The organism is Candidatus Eisenbacteria bacterium, from assembly GCA_016235265.1.
Classification (GTDB): Bacteria; Eisenbacteria; RBG-16-71-46; order RBG-16-71-46; family JACRLI01; genus JACRLI01.
Window position 1 is genome coordinate 242757 of record JACRLI010000002.1, and the last position, 24263, is coordinate 267019.

At 73.2% G+C, this 24263-nt stretch carries 22 protein-coding genes and 1 pseudogene; 21 read left to right on the plus strand and 2 right to left on the minus strand.

Features of this window, described 5'->3' with window-relative positions; genetic code table 11:
* The first annotated feature begins 11 nt into the window (after nt 1–11).
* From HZB25_01415 to HZB25_01500, 18 genes and pseudogenes are all read left to right on the plus strand, one after another.
* Nucleotides 12–1316: a DUF2088 domain-containing protein gene (locus HZB25_01415; GenBank protein ID MBI5835879.1), complete on the plus strand. Its 1305-nt coding sequence runs from the start codon at nt 12–14 to the stop codon at nt 1314–1316.
* Nucleotides 1317–1412: 96 nt separating this feature from the next.
* Nucleotides 1413–1877 carry a peroxiredoxin gene (locus HZB25_01420; GenBank protein ID MBI5835880.1) on the plus strand — a complete coding sequence of 155 codons (465 nt, stop codon included), beginning with the start codon at nt 1413–1415 and terminating at the stop codon, nt 1875–1877.
* A 93-nt stretch (nt 1878–1970) separates the two neighbouring features.
* Nucleotides 1971–3227, plus strand: a pseudogene (gene purD / locus HZB25_01425) (phosphoribosylamine--glycine ligase).
* Between the two features lie 1068 nt (nt 3228–4295).
* A complete protein-coding gene (locus tag HZB25_01430) occupies nt 4296–4910 on the plus strand; it encodes an L-threonylcarbamoyladenylate synthase (protein MBI5835881.1) in 615 nt (204 codons plus the stop codon).
* Between the two features lie 63 nt (nt 4911–4973).
* On the plus strand, nt 4974–5468 hold the full coding sequence (locus HZB25_01435; protein ID MBI5835882.1) for a low molecular weight protein arginine phosphatase: 495 nt from the start codon (nt 4974–4976) through the stop codon (nt 5466–5468).
* A 67-nt stretch (nt 5469–5535) separates the two neighbouring features.
* Nucleotides 5536–6492 (plus strand): branched-chain amino acid transaminase, encoded by a 957-nt coding sequence (locus HZB25_01440; protein MBI5835883.1) that lies wholly within the window; start codon nt 5536–5538, stop codon nt 6490–6492.
* Complete coding sequence (gene rpiB / locus HZB25_01445) at nt 6470–6940, plus strand: ribose 5-phosphate isomerase B (GenBank protein ID MBI5835884.1); 471 nt, start codon at nt 6470–6472, stop codon at nt 6938–6940. Before HZB25_01440 ends, rpiB begins: the two co-directional genes overlap by 23 nt.
* Complete coding sequence (locus tag HZB25_01450) at nt 6937–8190, plus strand: serine hydroxymethyltransferase (GenBank protein ID MBI5835885.1); 1254 nt, start codon at nt 6937–6939, stop codon at nt 8188–8190. Before rpiB ends, HZB25_01450 begins: the two co-directional genes overlap by 4 nt.
* A 291-nt stretch (nt 8191–8481) precedes the next feature.
* Nucleotides 8482–8922 (plus strand): hypothetical protein, encoded by a 441-nt coding sequence (locus tag HZB25_01455; GenBank protein MBI5835886.1) that lies wholly within the window; start codon nt 8482–8484, stop codon nt 8920–8922.
* A gap of 157 nt (nt 8923–9079) precedes the next feature.
* Entirely contained in the window at nt 9080–10111 is a 1032-nt protein-coding gene (locus HZB25_01460) for a hypothetical protein (protein ID MBI5835887.1), read from the plus strand.
* Between the two features lie 109 nt (nt 10112–10220).
* Entirely contained in the window at nt 10221–11099 is an 879-nt protein-coding gene (locus HZB25_01465; protein MBI5835888.1) for a MoxR family ATPase, read from the plus strand.
* 47 nt (nt 11100–11146) lie between these two features.
* Nucleotides 11147–12019 carry a DUF58 domain-containing protein gene (locus HZB25_01470; GenBank protein ID MBI5835889.1) on the plus strand — a complete coding sequence of 291 codons (873 nt, stop codon included), beginning with the start codon at nt 11147–11149 and terminating at the stop codon, nt 12017–12019.
* Between the two features lie 96 nt (nt 12020–12115).
* A complete protein-coding gene (locus HZB25_01475) occupies nt 12116–12994 on the plus strand; it encodes a hypothetical protein (GenBank protein MBI5835890.1) in 879 nt (292 codons plus the stop codon).
* Complete coding sequence (locus HZB25_01480) at nt 12991–13974, plus strand: VWA domain-containing protein (GenBank protein MBI5835891.1); 984 nt, start codon at nt 12991–12993, stop codon at nt 13972–13974. Before HZB25_01475 ends, HZB25_01480 begins: the two co-directional genes overlap by 4 nt.
* 121 nt (nt 13975–14095) lie before the next feature.
* Nucleotides 14096–15118, plus strand: coding sequence for a VWA domain-containing protein (locus HZB25_01485; protein MBI5835892.1), 1023 nt, complete (start codon nt 14096–14098; stop codon nt 15116–15118).
* Entirely contained in the window at nt 15115–15891 is a 777-nt protein-coding gene (locus HZB25_01490; protein ID MBI5835893.1) for a hypothetical protein, read from the plus strand. Before HZB25_01485 ends, HZB25_01490 begins: the two co-directional genes overlap by 4 nt.
* Nucleotides 15888–17765, plus strand: coding sequence for a protein BatD (locus HZB25_01495; protein MBI5835894.1), 1878 nt, complete (start codon nt 15888–15890; stop codon nt 17763–17765). Before HZB25_01490 ends, HZB25_01495 begins: the two co-directional genes overlap by 4 nt.
* Nucleotides 17762–18586: an SH3 domain-containing protein gene (locus HZB25_01500; GenBank protein ID MBI5835895.1), complete on the plus strand. Its 825-nt coding sequence runs from the start codon at nt 17762–17764 to the stop codon at nt 18584–18586. Before HZB25_01495 ends, HZB25_01500 begins: the two co-directional genes overlap by 4 nt.
* 77 nt (nt 18587–18663) lie before the next feature.
* Here HZB25_01500 and arsS read toward each other — a convergent pair whose 3' ends face one another.
* Together arsS and HZB25_01510 are read right to left on the minus strand one after the other, a co-directional pair.
* Complete coding sequence (arsS, locus tag HZB25_01505; GenBank protein ID MBI5835896.1) at nt 18664–19788, minus strand: arsenosugar biosynthesis radical SAM protein ArsS; 1125 nt, start codon at nt 19786–19788, stop codon at nt 18664–18666.
* A complete protein-coding gene (locus tag HZB25_01510; protein MBI5835897.1) occupies nt 19785–20117 on the minus strand; it encodes a carboxymuconolactone decarboxylase family protein in 333 nt (110 codons plus the stop codon). The genes arsS and HZB25_01510 overlap by 4 nt, the downstream gene beginning before the upstream one ends.
* A gap of 219 nt (nt 20118–20336) precedes the next feature.
* Here HZB25_01510 and HZB25_01515 point away from each other — a divergent pair, with 219 nt between their 5' ends.
* From HZB25_01515 to HZB25_01525, 3 genes are read left to right on the plus strand one after another with little or no spacing between them, the layout of a single operon-like run.
* Nucleotides 20337–23207 (plus strand): M1 family metallopeptidase, encoded by a 2871-nt coding sequence (locus HZB25_01515; GenBank protein ID MBI5835898.1) that lies wholly within the window; start codon nt 20337–20339, stop codon nt 23205–23207.
* A 24-nt stretch (nt 23208–23231) separates the two neighbouring features.
* Nucleotides 23232–23654 carry a HEPN domain-containing protein gene (locus tag HZB25_01520; protein ID MBI5835899.1) on the plus strand — a complete coding sequence of 141 codons (423 nt, stop codon included), beginning with the start codon at nt 23232–23234 and terminating at the stop codon, nt 23652–23654.
* Nucleotides 23644–24261 (plus strand): phosphatase PAP2 family protein, encoded by a 618-nt coding sequence (locus HZB25_01525; GenBank protein ID MBI5835900.1) that lies wholly within the window; start codon nt 23644–23646, stop codon nt 24259–24261. The genes HZB25_01520 and HZB25_01525 overlap by 11 nt, the downstream gene beginning before the upstream one ends.
* Nucleotides 24262–24263: the final 2 nt, after the last annotated feature.

Genomic DNA, 24263 nt, shown 5'->3' on the forward strand with positions numbered 1-24263 from the left:
AGGAGCGAGGCATGGCCTGGAAGCTGAAGTACGGAGACACCGGGGTGACGTTCGCCGCGCCGGAGGGGGTGACGGTCTCCCTCCTCGCGCCGGCGCCGATCACGCCGCTGCTGGACCCCACCCAGGCGGTCCGGGATGCCCTGGACGCTCCCACCGGCTCGCCGCGGCTTCGCGACCTGGCGGCCGGCGCGCGGAAGGTGCTGCTGGTGGTTCCGGCCCTGTCGCGCCCGTGCGGGCTTCCGGTGGTCCTGAGCCAGGTGCTGGATGTGCTCCAGGACTCCGGCGTGGGCCTGCGCCAGGTCGAGATCCTGGTGGCCCGCGGGTTGCAGCCGCGCCTCGAGGCCGACCAGGTGGAAGCCGTGATCGGCTCCGAAGTCTGGAACCGGGTGGTGGTGGACCAGCACGACGCCGACGACGCCGAAGGGCTCGACGAGCTGGGGGACACCGAGCGCGGCACGCCGCTGCACCTCAACCGCCGTACCATGGAGGCGGGCCAGCTGCTGGTGCTGGTGGGCACGCTGGGCCTGGACCCTCTGGCCGGATTCAGCGGCGGTCCCGGGCTGATGCTTCCGGGACTCTCCGGTCGCGCCACCGCGCTGGCCAGCCGCCGGCTGGCCCTGGGCGACCCGTCCGGAAGCGAGCCGGCCCCCGACTGCCGGCCCGGCGAGCTGGAAGGCAACCCGCTCTACGAGGACTCCGTGGAAGCCACCGAGAAGGTGGATCCCGACTTCCTGGTCCACACCGCCGTGGACGAGGACGGCCGGATGCTGAAGGTGGTGGCCGGCGAGTGGCGCAAGGCCTACGAGGCCGGCTGCAACTGGCTGCGCCCGCGCCTGCGCACGCCCTTCGCCGAGCCGCGCCCGTGGGCGGTGGCCTCCGCCGGGGGCCGCGACCGGGACTTCCTCCTCTCGCTCGCCCCGCTGGTCTCGGCCAGCGCCTGCGTGCGCGACGGGGGCAGCCTGGTGTACCTGGCCCGATGCGGCGGCGGCCTGGGCTCGGCCTCGCTGGAGAAGTGGCTCACCCTGGGCTCGGCCGCCGCGATCTCGGGCGCGCTGCGCGGGGAGTACGACGCCGACGGGCACCTGGCCATGCTGGTGCGCCGCGAGCTGGAACGCATCCAGGTGCACCTGGTGAGCTCGCTGCCGTCCGACACGGTGAAGAAGCTGGGCCTGATCCCGCACGCCACGCTGGAGGAGGCCGTGGAGGCCGCGCGCGCCGCGGCTCCCGAGGGCTCGCAGGGCTTCGTGGTGCCGGCGCCCGCCCGCACGCTGCTGGGCTCGGTGTCCGCCTCCGCGCGCGAGGCGGTGGCAGGCTAGGGCGGCGCGCTCCGCGCGCCTTGACACTTCGCGACGGACGCCCATAGGCTGGCGACGCCGCACCTCCAATTCGCAGGAGGCCGCCTGGAGGAAGAGATGGAGACCTTGACCGTCGAAGTCGGCAGCCCGGCGCCGGACTTCGAATTGCCGGGAACCGGCGGGGAGACCTTCCGCCTCTCGGACTACAGGGGCAAGAAGAACGTCCTGCTGGTGTTCTACCCGCTGGACTGGTCGCCCGTGTGCAGCAACCAGCTGCCCGCGCTGCAGGGTGACAAGGGCAGGTTCGACGGGCTGGACACCCAGGTGCTGGGCATCTCGGTGGACAGCCGCTGGTCGCACGACGCCTTCTCCCGCAGCCTGGGGCTGGGCTTCCCGCTGCTGGCCGACATCCACCGCTCGGTGCTGCGCCAGTACGGCATGCTCCGCGAGAAGGACAATATCTCCGAGCGCGCGCTGCTGATCGTGGACAAGAAGGGCGTCGTCCGCTACCGGCACATCTTCGAGATCGGGAAGGTCCCTTCGCACGACGAGGCGCTCCGGGTCCTCCAGTCGCTGGCGTAGCCCGGAGGCCGCGCCCCATTTCGGCCGGAGGCCCGCGCCCGCGCGGCAGGGTCTCCGGCTCACGTTTTTCCACGGGGAGTGAATGTGTCCAGGATGAGGGTTCTGCTGGTGGGTGGTGGGGCGCGCGAGCACGCGCTGGCCGAGGCCATCCTGCGGGGGCCGGAGCCCGTGGACCTGATCGCCGCCCCGGGCAACGCGGGCATCGCGCGCGTGGCCCGCTGCGTGGCCCTTCCCGACGACTCCCCGGAGGCGCTGGTGCGCCTCGCACTGGAGCACGCCGTGGACCTGGTGGTCATCGGCCCCGAGGGCCCGCTGGTCCTGGGTGCCGCCGATGCGCTGCGCGCGGCGGGCATCCCCACGTTTGGCCCGGGCCTGGCCGGCGCGCAGCTGGAGGGCAGCAAGGCGCGCGCCAAGGAGTTCCTTCGACGCCACCATGTTCCCACCGCCGACTTCAGGGTGTTCGAAAGTTACCCGCACGCCCGCAGCTACGTGACGCAGGCGCGCGGTGGTTGCGTGGTTAAGGCAGATGGCCTGGCGGCCGGCAAGGGCGTGTTCGTGTCCAATACCGGGCGGGAGGCCGAGAAGGCGCTCCACCGCCTGATGGTGGAGCGCACGTTGGGCGATGCCGGGGCCACCGTGGTGGTGGAGGAGCGCCTGGAAGGCGCGGAGGCCTCGCTGTTCCTGCTGATGAACGGCCGCGAGGCCGTGGCGCTGCCGCTGGCGCGCGACTTCAAGCGCCTCCTGGACGGAGACAACGGCCCCAACACCGGCGGCATGGGCGCGGTGGCCCCGCACCCCATGTCCACGCCGGCGGTGTGGCGCCGCATCCAGAACCAGGTGATCGAGCCCATCGTGGAAGGCCTGGCGGAAGAGGAAATCGAGTACCGCGGGCTGCTCTACGTGGGACTGATGCTCACCGAGCAGGGCCCCAACGTGCTGGAATTCAACTGCCGCTTCGGGGACCCCGAGACCCAGCCGCTCACGCTGCTGCTGGACGACCCGTGGCTGCCGGCGCTGCACGCCGCCGCCACCGGGGGCGGGATGAAGGCGCCCCTGCAGCGCCATGGTTTCGCCCTCGGCCGGGTCATCGCGGGCGCGGCATATCCCACCGGCGGCGGCCCCCAGGTGATGTTGCGCGGCCTGGACGCCGCCGCGCGCGTGGAAGGCGCGCGCGTGTTCCACGCGGGTACCCGCGAGTCGGGGGAGGAAGTCTGGGGCGGCCCCGGCAGGATGCTCACGGTGTGCGCCGTGGGGGACACCCTGGAGGAGGCCGGCCGCCGCGCCGACGAGGCCACCGCGTGCCTGAGCATTGACGGCGCTCAGTGGCGCACGGACCTGGTGGAGCGGGCGCTGGACGTGCCGCGCACCGAACGCGTCGAGACGCGGGTGATCCGCTCGGACGAGGCCGCGCACGATCCCTCCCGCTTCCACAAGCCGGCGTCGGGCGCGCGGCCCGCATACCGCCGCACGGGTGAGGGGGCACGGCCGGGTGGCCGCCGGTTCGGCGGCCCGGGGCGCGCGCGTCCGCCGCGCACCGCCCCGCGCGGGTCCGTGGGATCACGCCGGCCCGTCGAAGGGCGCCGCGAAGATGCAGAGCGCGGGCCGCAGCGGGGGCCCGTGGGGCGTCCGCGCCCCACATTCGCCGATAGGCCGCCGCGCCGGGATCAGGGCGATCGCCCGCCACGCCGGGACTTCTCGGAGCGCCCGCCGCGCCGCGACCAGGGCGATCGCCCGCCGCGCCGGGACTTCTCGGAGCGCCCGCCGCGCCGCGATCAGGGCGAACATCCGCCGCGCGCTCGCGCCCCGCGGCCGGGCGCCGGTTCGCGTCCGGGATTCGCTCCGCGCTCTGGCGGAGCGCGGCCGTTCCGCCCGTCGGGCCCGGGCGAAGGCCGGGGGCCGCGACCGGAGGGGCGCGCCCCGCGCAGGGAATTCATAGATCGTCCGCCGCGCCGCGAAGGGCAGGACCGCCCGCCCCGCGAGCCGGGCTCCTTCCGGCGGCCGGAAGGCGCCGGGCCTCCTTCACGCGGCGGCGGAGCTTCGCGCCGTCCCGGGGGCGCCGGTTTCCGCGGTCCCGGCGGCGGTGCGCCGCGCGGTCCGGGTGGCGGAGCCGGCCGCGGCACCGGCGGGGGCGGGTTCCGCGGTCCTCGTACCGGTCCGCCCCGTGGTCCGGGTGCCGGTCCTCCTCGCGGTCCGCGTACCGGTCCGCCGCGTGGTCCGGGCTCCGGTCCGCCTCGCGGTCCGCGGACCGGTCCGCCGCGTGGTCCGGGCTCCGGTCCGCCTCGCGGTCCTCGTACCGGTCCGCCCCGTGGTCCGGGTGCCGGTCCTCCGCGCAGTCCTCGCACCGGTCCGCCCCGCGGTCCGCGCAAGGGCCCGCCCCGCGGATCGGGGCGTTGAGAGCGCCAGCGAACGGGGACTTGCATGTTGCGCGTGATCCCGGTTGAGCCTGCCGAAGCGTCGGTGCAGGAGGCCGTCGCCACGCTGCGCGCCGGTGGCTTGGTGGCCTTCCGCACCGACACCCTGTATGGAATCTCCGCCGATCCCGCCCACGCGGGTGCGATGGCCCGTCTGCGCGCGCTGAAGTCGCGTGCGACCGGCGGATTCGTGAGCCTGGCGTCGGATGTGGCCATGGCACTGGCCGCATCCTCGGGCATCGACCCGCGGGTCACCCGTCTGGTGACGCAGTGCTGGCCGGGCCCCGTGACGCTGGTGCTCGCCGCCGGGGAGAGCCTCGCTCCCGGGCTGCGCTCCCCGGACGGTTCGTGGGCGGTGCGCGTGCCCGACCAGCCTTGGTGCCGGTGCCTCGTGAGTCGGCTGGGTGCACCCCTGCCCTCGACCAGCGCGAACCTGCCCGGCCGGCCGCCGGTCCGGGCCGCGACAGATCTGGCTGCCGATCTGGGGGATGACCTGGACCTGGCGGTAGACGGCGGGGGGGTGCCCGCGGAAACGCCCGCCTCCGCACTGGTGGATGCCCGCGCATGGCCCCCGAGGCTGCTGCGCGGCGGAGGACCGGAGCTGGCCGCGATGCTGCGCTGACCGGTTCCGGCTGCGTCTCAGCTCCCTTGACCCAACCCGTTGACGCCGCTAGACTTCAACCGAATGTCCGACACTTCCACCTACTCGATCCTGTTCGTGTGCACGGGCAACACGTGCCGCAGCCCGATGGCCGAGGCGATGCTTCGGGCCAAGCTGCCGCCGGAGGCGCGGGGACGGATTCGCGTGGCGTCCGCGGGGGTCGCGGCCGCGCCCGGAATGCCGGCCTCGGCGAACACCGTGAAGGTGCTCGAGCGCGCCGGGATTACCCCCGGCGAGCACCGCTCGCGCCCGCTCGCCGCCGCGATGCTCGAGGCGACGGACCTGGTGCTCGCGCTCACCGCGGAGCACCGGCGCGCCATCCTGGGGATCCTGCCTTCGGCCGCGGAAAAGACGTACGTGCTCAGCGATTTCGCGGCTCCCCCCGGCCGCGAGGACGAGCTGGTGGTCCACGATCCCGTGGGCGGCTCGCTCGAGATCTACGAGGAGACATTCCGGCGCATCCGCTTGCACCTGGAGCGGGCCCTGCCCGAGATCCTGGGGCGCGTGGGCGCCGGCTGACCTTGATGCACCCGGGCGCGGGACCCGCCCCGGGATGGGAACACACCCGACTCGCGGAGAGACCTCCATGGCGATCGACAAGGTCGAGAAGATCTGGATGAACGGGAAGCTGGTGCGGTGGGAGGACGCCAAGATCCACGTCATGTCGCATGTGATCCACTACGGGTCCGGCGTGTTCGAGGGCATGCGCGCCTACGACACGCCCAAGGGCACCATGGCTTTCCGCCACCCGGAGCACGTGAAGCGGCTCTTCGATTCCGCCAAGGTCTACCGCATGGAGATCCCTTTCAGCATGGAGGAGGTCTCGAACGCCATCCTCGAGACGGTCCGCGTCAACAAGCTCAAGGCGTGCTATATGCGCCCGATCGTGTTTCGCGGCTACGGCTCCATCGGGGTGAACCCGGCGGGCTGCGCCATCGACGTGGTGATCGCCGCCTTCCCGTGGGGCAAGTACCTGGGCCCCGAGGCGCTGGAGAAGGGCGCCAAGGTGCGGGTGTCCTCCTGGACGCGCATGGCGCCGAACACCTTCCCGGCCATGGCCAAGTCCTCGGCGAACTACATGAACTCGCAGCTGATCAAGATGGAGGCCATCGCCGACGGCTACGACGAGGGCATCGCCCTGGACGCGCGCGGCCTGGTCAGCGAGGGCAGCGGCGAGAACCTGTTCGTGGTGCGCGGCGGCGAGATCTTCACCCCGCCCATGGCCGACTCGGTGCTCATGGGCATCACCCGCGACACCATCATCACCCTGGCCCGCGACCTGGGCTTCAAGGTCAACGAGCAGTCCATCCCGCGCGAGATGCTCTACATCGCCGACGAGGTGTTCATGACCGGCAGCGCCGCCGAGGTCACGCCGATCACCTCGGTGGACCGCGTCACCGTGGGCGCCGGCACGCGGGGCCCGGTGACCCGGCAGTTGCAGGAGGCGTTCTTCGACGTCATCGAGGCCCGCCGCCCCGACGCCTACCGCTGGCTCACGCCGGTCTACGAGGGAGTGCCGGTTGAAAGTCGCTCTGGGCAGTGACCACCGCGGCCTGGCGGTGAAGGACGCCGCGGTGGCCTGGCTCAAGGCCCACGGGCACCAGGTCACCGACCTCGGCACCCACGACGGCGGTTCGTGCGACTACCCCGACTACGCCTTCCCGGTCGCGGAAGGAGTGGCCCGGGGCAGCTTCGACCGCGGCGTGCTGGTGTGCGCCAGCGGCATCGGCATGAGCATCGCCGCCAACAAGGTGGACGGAGTGCGGGCCGCGCTGGTGGCCGACGCCGACACCGCGCGCATGACCCGGGCGCACAACGACGCCAACGTGCTGGTCCTCTCCGGGGACCGCACCCCGGCCGCGGCCGTGGGAGAGATCGTGGCCGCGTTCGTAGGGACCGCCTTCGATGGCGGCCGCCACCAGCGGCGCCTGGACCGCATCCGCCACTACGAAACCCGCCACCACGACCCGGGAACGGAGTCTTCCCCATGACCGCGTTGCAGAAGACCGACCCCGAGATCTTCGAGGCCATCCGCCGCGAGGCGCTGCGTCAGGACTCGGGCCTGGAACTGATCGCCTCCGAGAACTTCACCAGCGAGGCCGTGCTCGAGGCGGTGGGCTCGGTGCTGACCAACAAGTACGCCGAGGGCTACCCCAGGAAGCGCTATTACGGCGGCTGTCACGAGGTGGATGTCGCGGAGGCGCTGGCCGTGTCGCGGGCGAAGGCGCTGTTCGGCGCCGACCATGCCAACGTGCAGCCGCACTCGGGCGCCTCGGCCAACCTGGCGGCCTACTTCACGCTCACCGACCACGGCGCCACCGTGCTGGGAATGAACCTCTCGCACGGCGGACATCTCACGCACGGCTCCCCGGTGAATTTCTCGGGCCGGTTCTTCAGGATCGAGGCCTACGGCGTGAGCCCCGACACCGGGCTCATCGACTACGAGGCCCTGGCACAGCAGGCCGAGCGGGTGCGGCCGGCGGTGATCATCGCCGGCGCCAGCGCCTACCCGCGACTCATCGACTTCGCGCGCTTCCGCCAGATCGCCGACTCGGTGGGGGCGAAGCTGATGGTGGACATGGCCCACATCGCCGGCCTGGTGGCGGTGGGCCTGCACCCCAGCCCGGTGCCGCACGCGCACCTGGTGACCAGCACCACGCACAAGACGCTGCGCGGCCCGCGTGGCGGGATGATCCTCAGCACCGCCGAGCTGGCCACCGCGATGGACAAGACGGTGTTTCCGGGCATGCAGGGCGGTCCGCTGATGCACGTGATCGCGGCCAAGGCGGTGTGCTTTCACGAGGCCGCGCAGCCGGCGTTCAAGATCTACCAGCAGCAGTGCCTGGACAACGCGCAGCGCCTGGCCGCGCGGCTGAAAGGCCACGGCTTCACTCTGCTGAGCGGCGGCACCGACAATCACATGATGATCCTCGACCTCCGCAACAAGGGCGTGACCGGGCGCGAGACCGAGCGCTTCCTGGACGCGGCGGGCGTCACCGTGAGCCGCAGCACCATCCCCAACGACCCGCAGCCGCCCTACATCACCAGCGGCGTGCGGATCGGCACCCCGGCCGTCACCACCCGGGGCCTCCAGCAGGAGCACATGGACCGCATCGGCGACGCCATCGCGAAGGCGGTGGACTCCCGCGGCGATGCCGCGGTGTGCGCCTCGCTGGCGGCGGAGATGCGCGAGCTGGCGACGGCGTTCCCGATCTACGGGGTGCGCGCGCCGGTGGCGTGAGCCGGCGGCTCCCGGGTGGAGACCCCGGCAATTCGACCGTACGGCCCCCCGGGCGGATCGCCCGGGGGGCCGAAGTCTGCCTCCAGACACCCCGCGCAACACCTTGCAGGGCAAAGCGCATTGATGCCCCGGCCGGCCCCTTCGCCGCGTTCGAGCGGGACATGCGATGCGCGGGCTAACCCGATGTCGGAGGCGATGGTGCCTGCCCCGGCCGACTTCATCTCCGTTGGTACGGTTGCTGCAAACACTCCGGCGGAACCCCAACTTGCCCAAGCAACCGAGGAGGTAGCCATGTCCCGACGTCCGGACCCGCGGCGTCATCCCTCGACGTCGATGTGGGAAAGCGTCAAGAGCGGGGAGTGGCAGTACGGCAAAGCCCTCGCCCTGGCGTGGAACGGCGAGTGGATGCAGGCGCACGTGCAGTTCCAGGCCGCGGCGGAGAAGTTCCGCATCCGCGGCCCGGAGGAGATGCTCACGCGGGTCAACGTCCACCGCCAGATCCTCGAGTGCCGCTGCGATCACGATCTGGAGCGCCGCCGCCAGCGCGCCGGCCGGGTGATGATGCGTCTCTCCCAGGTGAAACTGGTCGAGAGCTACCGGCCGCCCTTCCACCTGGAATCCGGTCCGCGGCTGGCCGAGAGCCTGTGGAAGGACCTGGAGCGCGAGGACTTCCTGGTGCCCGGGGTGGGGGATATCGAGATCGCCGACGAGATGGAAGAGCGACTGGGTTGATCGCTCCCGGACCCGCCTCGCGGCGGGCCGCGGGCGGCGGGGCCGGACCGGGATCCCCCGGGCCGGCCCGCGCATTTCGGGGGGCCGGGACGGCCCCGATCCGGTCCCGGGACGGCCCCTTCCACGCGGGCGGGCCGCGCGGCTATACTGCCCTTCGATGACCCGCCATCCTCTCACTGCCCACAAATCGTCCCTCCGCATCGGCCTCGCCGTGCTGGCCGGGCTCGTCGTGCTCCATTCGGGAGCGGCGTTCGCGGCCTCGCCGGCGGTCCCCGGACTTTCCGCGTCGGCCCGGGGAGTCGTCACGACGCCCGCGCCGGGGGACGGGCCTGTCCCGCGGACGCCCCCGGCCGCCGCGCCCGCCGAGAGCCTGGACATCCGCCTGTGGGAGACCAGCCTGCACAGCGACCCGCAAGTCGCCCACCGCGGGCAACCGTTCGAGCTGCACATCCATCTCGTATGGGGCAGCCCCACGGGGGACGAGGTGGCCCTGCCGCTATGGAGGCCGAGGCCGGGTTACGAGCTGCGCGAGACCGGCTACCAGGTGCGCAGCACCCGGGACCAGCCGGGCGGCGGCTACGCCATGCACGCGAAGCTGATCTACAGGCTGGTGGCCACGAAGGAGGGGGTGGTCCCCCTGGATTCCCTGACCGCGGTGCTGGCCCGCGGCCCGGCCCGCCGCGTGGTGGCCCTGCCACCCACCGCGATGGAGGTGCTGCCTCCCCTGACACTGAAGCCCCACGCCTGGAACCTGCTGGCCTTCCTCGCCGGGGCCTGCGCCCTGGCCGCCGGGCTCACCGTCGCCGGACGCCAGCGTCGGCGGCCGACGGAGCGGACGGGCCCGGGGCCCACGCCGGACGAACGGGCGGCAGCCCGCCTGAAGGATCTGGCCGCGCGCAGCCCGGACCGCAGGGCGCTCGCGGAACTGGTGACGTTCCTGAAATCGGAGGCCGTGCGCCGCCACGGCGGCCACTGGAGCGGCTCGGGGGACGAGGCGTTCCGCGCGTGGGCGGCCGCCTGCACCGCGCCCGAGATGGTGCGCGACCGGGTGGGCGCGCTGGCGGCGACGCTGGAAGTGCGCTGCTACGAGCCGGGGGAGCCGGACCCGGCGTCGTGGCAGCACTGGATCGAACAGACCGAGCGCCTCTGGCGCGTCGAGGAGGCGCTGGCCTCCGCGGGAAGGAGCTGAAGCGGTGCAAGGATCGGTGACGGAACTCAACGAGCGGGTGCGGGCGGAGAGCGAGTTCGCGAGGCGGCTCACGGAAGAGATCGGGCACGTGATCGTGGGCCAGCGCTACATGGTGGACCGGCTCCTCATCGGCCTGCTGGCCGACGGCCACCTGCTGCTCGAGGGCGTGCCGGGGCTGGCCAAGACGCTCGCGGTGCGCACCCTCGCGGGTGCGGTGCAGGCCAGCTTCAAGCGCATCCAGTTCACGCCCGACCTGCTCCCCGCCGACCTCACCGGCACGCTCATCTACAACCCGCGCGAGGGCAGCTTCGCCGCCAAGAAGGGCCCGGTGTTCGCGAACTTCGTGCTGGCCGACGAGATCAACCGCGCGCCCGCCAAGGTGCAGAGCGCGCTGCTGGAGGCGATGCAGGAGCGCCAGGTCACCCTGGGCGACGAGACCTTCCCGCTGCCCGAGCCGTTCCTGGTGCTGGCCACGCAGAACCCCATCGAGCAGGAGGGCACCTACCCGCTGCCCGAGGCCCAGGTGGACCGGTTCATGCTCAAGCTCAAGGTGGGCTACCCGACGCGCGAGGAGGAGCACCAGATCCTGGACCGGATGGCCTCCAATCCTCCAGCGGTGCAGCCGGTGGTGGGCATCGCCGACATCCTGCGCGCGCGCGGCGTGGTCCAGTCGCTGTACATGGACGAGAAGATCAAGGAGTACATCGTGCGCCTGGTGATGGCCACCCGCGACCCGGAGAGCTTCGGTCTCCGGCTGCGCGGCCTGATCGCCTACGGCGCCTCGCCGCGCGCCACGCTGTGCCTGGCGCAGGCCTCCCGCGCCCACGCGTTCCTCAAGGGACGCGGCTATGTCACCCCCGAGGACGTCAAGGCCATCGCGCTGGACGTGATGCGGCACCGCATCCTCGTCACGTACGAGGCGGAGGCGGAGGAAATCACCTCCGACGAGGTGGCGCAGCGCGTCCTGAACCAGGTCGAGGTGCCGTGATCCGCAGGCTCAAGAGACTCTTCCTGGGCGATCCCGAGCCCGAGCCGCTGGGCGAGGCGCTGGAGAACTTCCGGCGCGTGCGCCGGCTGGAGATCCGCACCCGCAAGCTGGTGAACGAGGTGTTCTCGGGCGAGTACCACAGCGTGTTCCGCGGGCGGGGCATCGAGTTCGCGGAGGTGCGCGAGTACCAGCCGGGCGACGACGTGCGCAGCATCGACTGGAACGTGACCGCGCGCTCCGGCAGGCCCTTCGTGAAGCAGTACCAGGAGGAGCGCGAGCTCACGGTGGTGTTCGTGGTGGACGTCTCGGGCTCCCTGGGCTTCGGCACGCGCGAGTCCACCAAGGCGGAGCTGGCCACCCGCATCTGCGCGGTGCTGGCCCTCTCGGCGCTGCAGAATCACGACAAGCTGGGGCTGATGCTGTTCAGCGACCGGGTGGAGCAGTTCCTCCGGCCGCGCAAGGGGCGCGCGCACGCGCTGCGCATCATCCGCGAGATCCAGGGCGCGCGCGCCACCGGGCGGCCCACGCGCATGGAGGGCCCGCTGGAGCAGCTGCGGCGGGTGGTGAAGCGCCGGGCGGTGGTGTTCCTGGTCTCGGACTTCCTGGGCGGGCTGCCGGTCAAGGAGCTGGCGCTGCTCAACCGCCGCCACGACATGATCGCCCTGCGCATCCAGGACCCGGCCGAGCTGGAGTTCCCCGCGGAGGGGCTGGTGGAGCTGGTGGATGCCGAGACCGGCGCGCGCGGGCTGGTGAACACCTCCGGCGCGCGCGTGCGGCGGCAGTTTCACGCCGACCAGGTGAAGCGGCTGGAGACCGGCCGGGCCGCCCTGGCCCGCGCGGGCGTGGAGACCGTGACGCTGACCACCGGACAGTCGTTCGTGGAGCCGCTCATGGCCTTCTTCGAGCGGCGCGCGCGGTGAGCGGCAGGGTGGTGCGCGGCCGCGGGGCTGCGGAACGGATCCCGTGGGCCCGGTGGGCCGGCGCCGGCGCCCTGGCGGCGGCCCTGGTGTGCGCGGATGCGAAGCCCGGCCGATCCGCCCCCCATCGGGCAGATGCAGGTGGAGACGGGCCGGTTCACCGTGGGTTCGCTGGTGAAGGTGAAGATGTCGGTGGAGGTGGCCGAGGGCGCCCGCGTGGAGTGGCCGCGGCCCGACTCCTCCTGGGGCGGGTTCGAGCTCCGCTCCGTGGGCGCGGTGGCCCGGGAGAGACTCAAAACCGGGCGGACGCGCGAGACCCTGGTGGCCACGTTCGCCGCCTTCGATCTCGGGGCCCTGACGCTGCCCGGGCCGGTGGTTCGCGTGTCCGGCCGCGACACCACGGCCCTGCAGCTGCCGCCCGCCGGGGTGCTGGTGCAGTCGGTGCTGGGACCCCGGGACAAGGGCCGGGACATCCGTGACATCAAGGCTCCCGTGACCTGGCGCCGCCCGCTGCCGGCGTGGGTGCGCCCGGCGGCCATCGCCGCAGGGGCGCTGGCGCTGCTGGCGCTGGCGGTGTGGCTGGTGGTGTGGCTGGCGCGCCGCCGCCGCGAGGCGGAGAGGCGCCTGCCCGCGCACGTGCGGGCGCTGCGCGATCTCGAGGCGCTGCGCGGCTCGGATCTGCTGGCGCAGCGCAGGTACAAGGAATACCACGTGCGTCTCACGTCGGTGCTGCGGCGCTATCTTGGGGAGCGCTGCGGGTTCGTCGCGCTGGACATGACCACCGGGGAGGTGCTGGAGCGCCTCCGGGAAGCGCTGCCCGCGGAGTGTGAATTGCTGGGGCGGGTGTTCGAGACCTCCGACCTGGTGAAGTTCGCCCGGGTCACGCCGGCTCCGGGGGTGTCCGAAGAGGTGCTGGAGAGCGCGGTCCAGGTGGTGGAGCGGACCCGGCCGCGCGAACCGCAGGAGGACGCCGCGTGATCCGCTTCGCCGAGCCGCGCATGTTCCTGCTGCTGGTCCCCGTGGCGCTGGCGCTGTGGCTGGCAGCGCGGGGCAGCCTGGGCGGGCGTGCCGGCGCGGTGGTGTCCTCGCTGGGGCTCTTTCACGGAGCGCACCGCGGGGCGCGGTTCTGGCTCCTGGGCGCGCTGCGCGTGCTGGCGCTGGTGGCGCTGGTCGTGGCCCTGGCCCGCCCGCAGAGCGGCCACCGTGAGATCACCGTATCCACCGAGGGCGTGGACGTGATGCTGGCGCTGGACACCTCCACCAGCATGCAGGCCGAGGACATCCAGCCCGGCAACCGGCTGGTGGCGGCGCGCACGGTGGCGCGGCACTTCGTGGAGGCGCGGCCCTACGACCGCACCGGGCTGGTGGTGTTCGCCTCGCAGGCCTTCACCCAGTGTCCGCTCACGCTGGACCACGGAGTGCTGCTGCGGCTCATCGACCAGGTGAGCTTCGGCATGGTGGAGGACGGCACCGCCATCGGCGTGGCGCTGGCCAGCGCGGTGAACCGCCTGCGGCTTTCACCCGCCAAGAGCAAGGTGGTGGTGCTGCTCACCGACGGGCGCAACAACATGGGCTCCATCGACCCGCTCACGGCGGCTCGGGTGGCCGAGACCTACGGGGTGAAGGTGTACACCGTGGGCGTGGGAGTGGAGGGTATGGCGCTGTACCCGGTGGACGACCCGGTGTTCGGGCGCCGCTACGAGCGCATCGAGTCCGACGTCGACGATGTCTCGCTGCGCAGGATCGCCGCAATCACCGGGGGCCGCTACTACCGCGCCACCAGCGGCAAGGCGCTGACCGCCATCTACGACGAGATCAACCGGCTGGAGAAGAGCCGCATCGACGAGCGGGTGACCATGGAATACAACGACCTCGGCAGCGTGTTGTGCGGGCTGGCCCTGGCATTGCTGGGGGCCGAGCAACTGCTGCGCCAGGGCGCGTGGGTGAAGATCCCGTGAGCCGCGCGGCGGAGTCCCTGCGTCGTCCGCGCACGCCCGGCGCCCCCGCAGACCGGAATGCCGGTCCCGTGCGTCCGCTGCCCTCCGGGGCGCCGGTTCCTCCGCCCGGGGAGGGCTGCTGATGCGCTTCGCCGACCCCGCCTGGCTCCAGGCGCTGTGGGGCGTGCCGGCGCTCGCGCTGCTGCTGCTGTGGGCGGCGGCCCGGCGGCGTGGCCGGTTGCGCGCGCTGGCGGACCCGGCCCTGGCTGCGAGGCTCTCGCGCGAGGTGTCCGGCGCGCGGCGCGCGTGGGGTGCGGCGCTGCTGCTCGCCGCGCTGGCCTGCCTGGCCCTGGCCGCTGCCCGGCCGCAGTTCGGCACGCGGCTGCGCAACGTGAAGCAGCGAGGCATTGACCTGGTGGTGGCCCTGGACGCCTCGACCAGCATGCGCGCGCAGGACTACCGGCCCGACCGGCTGGCCTCGGCCAGGCGCGCCCTGGTGGAGCTGATGAGCCGGCTGCGCGGGGACCGCGTGGGGCTGGTGGCGTTCGCGGGGCGGGCGGTGACCGTGTGCCCGCTCACCCTCGACTACAACGCGGTGGCGCTGCTCCTGAACGCGGTTTCGCCGGAGACGGTGCCAGAACCGGGCACCGCGCTGGCCGAGGCGGTGCGCGTTTCGGTGCGCGGCTTCGTCCAGAAGGAGACCAAGTACAAGGCGCTGCTGCTGCTCACCGACGGCGAGGACCACGAGGGGGACCTCGACGCGGCGGTGGAGACCGCGCGGCGCAACGGGGTGAAGATCTACGCCGTGGGCATCGGCAACCCCACGGGCGTGCCCATCCCGCTGCTGGACTCGCAGGGGCGCACCACCGGGTTCAAGCGGGACTCGCAGGGACGGGTGGTCATGACCCGGCTCGAGGAGGAACCGCTGCGCCGGCTGGCCCGGGACACCGGCGGCGCGTACTTCCGCGCCAACCCCGGGAACCTCGAGCTGGAGCAGGTGGCCGCAGCCATCGAGGGCCAGGAGAAGAAGGAAGTGCAGTCGGGAGTGGTGACGCAGTTCGAGGACCGGTTCCAATGGTTCGCCGGCGCCGGCTTCGCGCTGTTGCTGGCGGAATGGTGGATCGGCGAGCGGCGCTGGAAGCGGCGGCCGGGAGGACGGCGATGAGCGGGCGGCCCGGGACCGCCGGTTTCCTGCGCCCCGGCGGGCGCGCACACATCCGCCCTCCGGGGCGCCGGCTCCTCCGCGCCGCGCTGTCGGCGGCCTGCGTGGCCGCCGTGGCGCTGGCCGCGGGTGCCGCGTTTGCGGAATCGCCGCGCGACGCGCTGGACGCCGGCAACCGCATGTTCGAGCAGCAGAAGTTCGAGGCGGCGCTGGCGGCGTACCGGGAAGGGCTCCTGCGCCACCCCGGCGTGGCCGAACTGCACCAGGGCGCGGGCAACGCCCTCTACCGGCTCAAACGCTACGCCGAGGCCGCCCGGGAGTACGAGGAAGCCTCGCGGGGCGGCACGCCCGGCCTGCGCGCCGCGGGACACTTCAATCACGGGGACGCCATGGTCCGCTCGAACCAGCTGCCGCAGTCGCTGGAGAGCTTCCGGTCCTCGCTGCGGCAGAACCCCGAGGACGCCGACGCCAAGTTCAACTACGAGCTGGTGAAGGCCCGGCTGGAGCAGGCCAGCCAGCAACAGCAGAACCCCGGCGGAGGTGGAGGGGACAAGCAGCAGAAGAAACAACCTGACAAGGGCGGTGAGCGTCCCAAGCCCAGCGAGGGCAACGGGCCCTCGGGCCAGAAGCAGAGCCAATCCGCGAAGGACCCCCAGCAGCTCAACAAGGAGCAGGCGGAGCAGATCCTGAAAGCGCTGGCCACCGACGAGCAGCGGCTGCAGAACGAACGGATGAAGGCGCGCGTCACCGAGCGGCGCCTGGAGAAGGACTGGTGAGCATCTTCACCGAGCGCCTTCCGGGGGGAGGGCTCGTGAGCCTCCCCGGAGGCCCGCGTGTGCGTCCCGCGGCCCTGGCCGCCGCGCTCCTGGCGTGGCTGTGCCTGGCGATTGCCGCCCCGGCGGCGCGCGCGGAGGAGCCGCGCCTGCAGGCCGCGGTGGACCGCAATGTGGCCGGCGTGGGCGAGCAGATCACCTACACGCTCACCCTCCAGGGTGGGGACGGCAGCCCCAAGCTGCCGCCGATGCCCGGGTTCGTGGTGTACGCCGCCGGCACCTCGCGCAACATCTCCATCGTGAACGGCAAATTCTCGGCGGCCGCCACCTTCGCCTACGTGCTGATGCCCAAGGGGCCCGGGAAGTTCACCCTGGGGCCCGCCGAGGTGGAGATCGGCGGCAAGGTGGTCCGCTCCAACTCCATCGAGCTCGAAGTGCGCAGCTCCCCTCCGGTGACCAACGCGCCGCCGCAGGGCCCGGCCGGCCGCGGCGCGCCGGTCCAGCCCCCGGCCGGCCCCGGGGGCCGGCGCGTGGCCCGCGGCGACGACATGTTCGTGCGCGCCTCGGTGGACCGCGCGCGGGCGTACGTGAACCAGCAGGTCACATGGACATTCAAGTTCTACAACGGATCCGGGCGTCTCACCCGCACCCCGGAGTACTCGGGGCCGCCGGTCACCGGATTCTGGTCCGAGGACCTGCCGCCGCAGCGCAATTACTACGAGGTGGTCAACGGGCGCCAGTACTACGTCACCGAGCTGCGCATGGCGCTGTTTCCCACCACGCCGGGGCGCCACGTGATCGGCCGCGCCCGGCTGCGTTGCCAGGTGGAGGAGTCCGGCCGGCCGGACCCGGACGACCCCTTCAGCCTGTTCCAGATGCGCGGGCGCGTGCGCGAGGCGTCGCTCACCACCGATCCGCTGGAGATTGACGCCCTCGTGCCTCCGAAGTCCCCGCCCGAGTTCCGCGGGGCGGTGGGCCGTTACTCGCTGGAGGCGTCGGTGGACCGGCAGGAAGCGCGCCAGAACGAGCCGGTGACGCTCACCGTGCGCGTGCGCGGGCAGGGAAACGTGAAGACCGTGCCCGACCCGCAGCTACCCCCGCTGAACAACTTCAAGACCTATGCCGGCTCGAGCAACATCAGCATGTCCAAGACCGAGTCGCAGGTGCGCGGGGAGAAGACGGTGCAGACCATGCTGTTGCCCGAGGTGGTCGGGGAGTACACCCTGCCGCCGCTCTCGCTGGTGTACTTCGACCCCGATCTGCGCGAGTACCGCACCGTGCGCACCGCGCCCATCCCGCTGCGGGTGCGCGCGGGCGAGGCGGGTTCCGCGGTGGCCGCGGGCGGCCCGCCCCGCGCCGCGGGCGACGTGCGCTTCATCCGCACGGAGCCGGGAGCGTGGCGCGCTCCGCGGACCGACTTCCTGTCGCGGCCGTCCACGTGGGCGCTGGAGGCGCTGCCGCTGGCGGGCTGGCTGGCGGCCGCGCTGTTGATGAACCTCCGGGAGCGCGCGCGTCGCGGCGCCCCCGCGCGCGGCGGCGGCAGGCTTCGCGCGGCCGCCCGGCGACTGGGCTCGGCCCCGCCCGGCACCGATGCCGCGCCGCTGCTGGCTGAATTGCAGCGGACCGTCGCCGAGGTGCTGACGGAGTCCCTGGCCCTGCCCGCGGGGTTCACCCGCGACGGGCTGGACGCCGCCCTGGCCGCGCGCAGGACAGCCGCGGAGGACGTGGCGGTGATCCATGCCGAACTGGAGCGCCAGGACCGTTTCCGCTACGCACCCGGGGCGCTGACGGACGCCGCGCGGGCCGAACTGGCCGCCGGCGCGGAAGCGCTGGCGCGCGCGGTGGATTCGGCGCGGAGGAAGGGAGGCCGGCGATGAGGCGGGAGAGGAGCGTGGGCCGCCCTGCGCGCAGGTTCGTGGGCCGGATCACGGGCCGGCTCGCGATTTCCCTTGCGCTGGCGCAGGTCATTACCGCTGCGGCAGGCCGTGCGGGGGAAGTTGCCGCCGTCCCCGCGCAGGCCGAGCGGACCTACCAGGAAGGCAATGCGGCCTACCGGGCCGGGCGCTTCCAGGACGCGGTTCGCCTGTACGATCGCGCCCGGGGCACCGGCCTCTCCGCGCCGCAGTTGGAGTACAACCGGGCCAACGCGCTGCTCAAGAGCGGGCAGCTGGGCCGGTCCATCGCCGGCTACGAGCGCGCGCGGCGCATGGGCCTGGACGAGCCCGACGTGCAGGCCAGCCTGCGCTACGCGCGCAGCCTGACCCGCGACGCGCGCCCGCCCGAGGAGACTTCCAAGCTGGCGAAGTTCGCCCTCGAGGTGGTCCGCCGGGTGTCGGCATCCACACTGTTCTGGATCGGCTGGGCCCTGCTCGCGGGCGCCGCGGGGCTGGGGGCGCTTCGCCTTGCCGGAGGGCGCGGCACGGCCCTGCGCTGGGCCGGGGTGTTGCTGGGGGCGGGCCTGGCGCTGCAGGCGGGCGGGGTCGCGCTCGGGATGCGCGACCGCTCGGACGTGCGCGCGGTGCTGCTGGGCCAGGAGGTGGCGGTGCGCAGCGGTCCGGGCACCGATTTCCCCGCGCCCTTCACGCTCCACGAGGGCACCGTGGTGCGCGTGGGCCGCGCCGCCGGGCCGTGGCGCGAGATCGAGCTCTCCGCGGACCTGGCCGGCTGGGTGCAGGCCGGCTCGCTGGAGGTCATCTAGCCGGCAGCAGCGAGGCCGGCGGGCGCCGCGCCCGCTCGCGGGCTCCCGTCTGCGGGCTCCTGCCCGCGGGCTCCCGCCTACCGGCTCCCGCCGTCACCGTTGCCGCCCGGGCCCGGCGGCGCGGTGGCCCCCCCGCACGAAGATCCCGCCCCCGCGGTGCACCCGAAGCAGTGGCTGTCCGTGGCCACGATCCGCTTCGCCAGCCTGTCCGGGTCGAACTCCTGCACCGTCATCGTGCCCCCGCCCGGCAGGCGCGCCTCCATGTCCAGCATCTGGTTGAAGTCGCAGTCGAAGATGCGCCCGTCCCAGGAGATGGACAGCGTGTTGCGGCACATCAGGCCGGGGATGGTCGCGGGGTTGAATGCCGAAGTCAGCCGCTCCATGTAGGTCCCCAGGTTCCCGGTGTCCACGAGCCATTCCAGGAAGCGCGAGATCGGCATGTTGTTGAGCGTGATCAGCCGGTCGAAGCGCACCTCCTGCTCGCGTTGCAGGGTCTCCTTCCACTCCCTCTCCATGGCCGCCTGGTCGCCGGCGAGGAATGCGCCGGTGGGATTGACCATCACCGTGAGCCGGCGCTTCGGGTCGCCCGCGCCGTAGCCGGCGGCGTTCAGGCGGCGCATGGCCTCGACGGACCGTTCGAACGTGCCGTCGCCGCGCTGGGCGTCGGTGTTGCGCCGCCGGCAGTGCGGCAGCGAGCACACCACCTCCACCCCGCGCTCCGCGAGCCACGTCGGCAGGTCCCGGAACTTCGGCAGCAGCAGCACGGTCAGGTTGCAGCGGTCCATGACGTGCCTGCCTCGCGCCACGCACTCGTCCACCAGGAACCGGAAGCTGGGGTTCAGCTCGGGCGCACCGCCGGTCAGGTCCACCGTGTGCGCGGAGGTCCGGTCCAGGGCCGCCAGGCACGCCTCGGCCGTGGCGCGGTCCATGTTCTCCTCCACGCGATCGGGGCCGGCGTCCACGTGGCAGTGGCGGCAGGTCATGTTGCAGAGCTTGCCGAGGTTGATCTGGAACACCTCGATGCCCCCGGGCTGCAGGGCGGGCCAGCCCGCCGCCGCCAGGCGCGCGGCGAAGCCCTCCTGCCCGCCGCTCTCATGCGGGGACAGGCGCAGCGACCGCACCAGGGCGAGCTGGGCGGCCGGCTCCGCCAGGGGGGAGTGTCGGGAGCGCAGGGATTCGGTGGCGCGCGGGGAGCCGCTCACATGCCCGCCTTGCGGGCGTGCTCGAGCATCTGCACGCCGTGCACCAGCGAGGCGCCGCCGCGCACCGCGCACACCACGTGCACGGCCTCGGTCATCTGTTCCAGGTCGGCGCCCTCCTCCTGGCACTTGGAGGTGAAGGCGTCGATGCAGTAGGGGCACTGCACGGTGTGCGCCACGGCCAGCCCGATGAGGGCCTTCTCGCGGGCGGACAGCGCGCCGGAGGAGAGCGCGGCGCCGTAGTAGGCGAAGAACTTCGCGGCCAGGTCCCTGCCGCCTTCGGCGATGTCGCCGAACTTCGCGAGGTCGGCGGGATCGTAATAGGTCTGCAACGACGCCTCCCGGCTCATGGGTTCCCGGTATGAAGGGACGTGCGGCGGAGAATCCGGCGGCCCGTCCGGGCGGGTGGGGCGGTCCCAAAGGTCTCGGGGACCGGGCCGGGGCCGCGGCGTGCGGAAACGCCCTGCCGGACACGGGGAAGGTGACACCCGGTGACGCCGGGGTCAATCCCTCGTTGGCATGGCCACCGGGCTCGCCTACCATCGGGACCCGTGACGACACTCGTTGGATTCCGGCATCGCGCCGCGTGGTTCGCGCTGGCCGGGTGCGCCGCGGCCTGGGCTCCTCCGGCCGCGGCGGCGCCGGAACCGCCGCGCTGGCAGCAGTCCGCGGACTATCGCCTCGAGGTGGAGCTCGATCCCGACGCCCGCGTGATCTCCGGCCGCGAGACGCTCACCTATCTCAACCGTTCGCCCGACACCCTGCGCGCGCTGACCTTCCACCTCTACCACCGCGCCGTGCGCCCCGGCACCGAGCTGGACCGGGCCCATCGCCGGGGGGACCGCTGGGACGTGGCGGACCTGGAGCCATCGCGCTGGGGCGAGTGCGAGGTGGAGTCGGCCCGCGTGGATGGGCAGCCCCGCCCTTTCGTCCCGGGTCCCGATCCCAGCCTCGGCGTGCTGGAGCTGCCCGGGCCGCTCGCGCCCGGTGATTCCGTGCGCGCGGTGCTGTCCTTCGTGGACCGCTTCCCCGGGATCAACGTGCACGACGGTTTTCGCGGCCGCGAGTTCTTCGCCGGCGAGTGGTTCCCGAAGGTGGCGGTGTACGCGCCGGTCCCCGGTGACCCGTCCCGCGGCGCCTGGCACGCGGACCCGTACGCCGGGCGCGGGGAGTTCTTCGCCGACTTCGGGAGCTACGAGGTGGCGCTCACGCTCCCGGCGAGCTACCTGGTGGTGGCCACCGGCAGCCTGCTCAACCCGGACGAGGTGCTTCCTTCGGAGGTGCGGCTGCGCCTGCGGGGGCTGGGGGAGCGGGAGGTGCTCGTGTGGGAACGCCCGGGGCCGCCGGAATCGGACCGCAACGCGCTGGTCACCTGGCGCCTGGGCGCCGAGCGGGTGCACGACTTCGCGTTCGCGGCGATGGAGAGCTTCACATGGCGCGCCCTGCGCCGGGACGGGGTGACCGTTTCCGCGGTGTGCCCGCCGGGGGACGCCGGGACGTGGGCCGGCGCCCCCGGGTGGGCGGCGGAAGTGCTCGCGGATCTGGCTGCCCGCCTGGGCCCCTACCCGCACGATCACCTGGACCTGGTCGGCACCCGGGCCCTCTCCGCCAGCATCGAGAAGCCCGCACTGGTGTGGATCTCGCGGGCGCACTACGCCGACACGCGCTCGCGCCGTTTCCAGGAGGTCCTCGCGCATGAAGTGGCGCACCAGTGGTTCTACGGCACCGTGGCCAACGACGAGGCGCGCGAGGCCTTCCTGGACGAGGGACCGGCCACCTGGCTGGCGCTCAAGTCGGTGGAACGCCGCTACGGCGGGACGCACAACCTGCGCGCCCCGGGCGGCGCCCTGGCGCGGCTGCTGGTCACCCCCGACGACCAGCGCAGCGAGCACTGGCGGGCGCTCCTCGACTGGGAACGCCGCGGGGGAGGCGAGCCGATGGGCCTCCCGGCCGACTCCTTCGCCACCCAGACCGCCTACATCCGCGCCGTCTACACCCGTGGTGCGCTGATGCTGGACGCGCTCGAGCGGCGCCTCGGGCCGCAGCACATGGAACAGGCGCTGCGCGACTACGCCTCGCGGTGGAGCTTTGGACACCCCACCACCGCCGACTTCCTTTCCGCGATGGAGAGCTCGACCGGCGAGCCCCTGGACAGCTTCTTCGGCTTCTGGCTCGGGGGCGTGGCGCGGGCGCACCCGCCGGCGGAGGAATGGCGCGGGGGCGTGGCGCTGCAGTTCGCCAACGGGGTCGCGAGGCTGCAGGCGCGCCGCGTGGACCGCGCCACCCTGTGGTGGCGGCCCATGTTGACCTACAACCGGCTGGACGGCGCCGGCGCGGGGCTACGATTGAGACTGGAGCCTCCGGACGGGGGCTGGACCCTCGGCGTCGGGGGCGCGCTGCCCACTCGCTCTCTCGAGGGCGCTCTTCGGCCGTGGCTGGACGGCTCCGCCGCCTTCCGCTTCGCGGGGCGGACGCTGCGGGGCGAGCTGGCGCTGGACGCGGCCCGGGGCGAGGGCCGCTCGCGCTCCCGCGGGGGCGTGACGCTGTGGCTGCAGCCGGACCCGGCGCGCACGCCGCGCTACGCGGTGCGCGCGGGGATCGAGCGCTGGCTGCTGTTCCACCCCGAGTACCTGCGCCACCGGGAGGGATCCCCCAACGGGGACTCCGTGAGCTGGGGGCAGACCACGTGGGACGTTTCCGCGGCCGGCGATTGGATGTTCCGCTCCCTGGCAGTGCGACCGGAATTCCAGGCGCGGGGCAGTATGCCGTCATCAATCGACCGGACCGGCGGCGATCGCTTCGTGCGCTTCTCCGGCGCCCTGCGCCTGCATGCAAGACGCGGGGGCGCGGACCGGGCCCGGGTGCGGCTGGCCGCGGGCACGCTGCCCACGCTGGAGGTCCGCGCCGTTCTTCCCACGGACCCCGGCCCCCGTCCAATCGCCGCTCCCCAGGAGCTCTTCCGCCTCGCCGGTGCCGGCCCGCACGAGGAATTCGACCACGCGCTGGCACGCTCGCGCGGCGTGTTCGACACCGGCGGGCACGTGGTGGTGGCCGGGGGCGCCGGGGTGCGCGGCTATTTCGACCGCGACGTCGTGTCACGCCGCTTCGCGGCCGCCAACCTGGAGGCGCCGCTGGCCCGCGCCTGGTTCGGCCCGGAGTCCATGATCTGGTCCGGGCTCGACGAGCCGCGGCGGCCGCAGGTGGTGGCGCTGGTGTTCGCCGACGCCGCGCGGCTCGGTGGGGTGAGTGGCGTGGACGGTGCGGGCGCCACGTACGCCGACGCCGGATTCTCGCTGGTGGGGCGCGGGCTGCCATGGGATCTTACGGTGCGCCTGGATTTCCCGGTCTGGTTGAGCCGGCCCGCGGGGGGCGAGGGCGCGGTGCGCGCCCGCTGGCTGCTGAGCCTGGGCAGCCTGTTCTAGGAGCGTGAAGGGAGACGGCGGTTCATGTCATCGGATGCCCTGAACCGGGCGCGCCGGAGGCTGGCCGGGCTGGTCGGCGAACTGGAGCACGGCGAGGCGCACGCGGCCGCCGGGCGGCACGGGCTGGCGGCCCGCGCGGGCTACGACGCCATCGAGGCGGCGCTGAAGGCGGCCCTCGCCGCGGTGGGGGTGGATCCCCCCACGTGGGTGGACGTCGGCCCGCAGCTCGACGAGCACCGCGACCGCTTTTCCCCCTCCGCCAGGGCGAAGCTGGACGCGCTCATCCACGTGGCTCGGGTGGCCTGGGAAGAGCGCGAGGCGGGCTTCGAGTCCGGCGTCGGCCAAGCCCGCGCCGAGCGCCTGTACGACGACTACGACTCCCGCTCGGCCCTGGATACCGCCGAGCGGGTGCGGACCACGGTCAAGGAGATCCTGGATGCCATGTGAGCGCCGGGCCGGTCTCCCCGCGCGATCCCGCGTGCAGCCCGGGGCGATGTTCCCGTTCCTGTGGCTGCTGCTGGCGCTGGCTGCGCCCGCGCCCGCCCGCGCCGAGAACTCCTTCGACCGCGAAGGCCGGAAGTTCTTCCACGAGACGCTCTACGATCCCACGGTCCACGACTTCATGTCCGGCGCCACGCAGCTGGGCAACGGGGCGGTGGTGCTGGCCGGGTGCGGGGCGCTGGCGCTCCTCGGCCACGACAGCCTCGCGGTCACCGGCCGGGTCGCGGGAGCGGCCACCATGCAGGCCGGGGCGATGGCGCTGGGGCTCAAACTGCTGGTCTACCGCGAGCGGCCCGACGGCCCATCGGCGCGGATCGGTTCCTCCTTTCCGTCCGGCCACGCGGCGGTGAGCTTCGCATTCGCCACGGTGATCGCCGAGCGCCACCCGAAGGTCGCCCCGTGGGCTTACGCGGCGGCCGCGCTGGTGGGGATCTCGCGCGTGTACCTGGGCCGGCACTGGCCCACGGACGTGCTGGCGGGGGCGGCCCTGGGCTACGGGGCGGGGCGTCTGGCGGTGTGGGAATCGCACCGACTGGGCCTCGATGGGAGCTGATC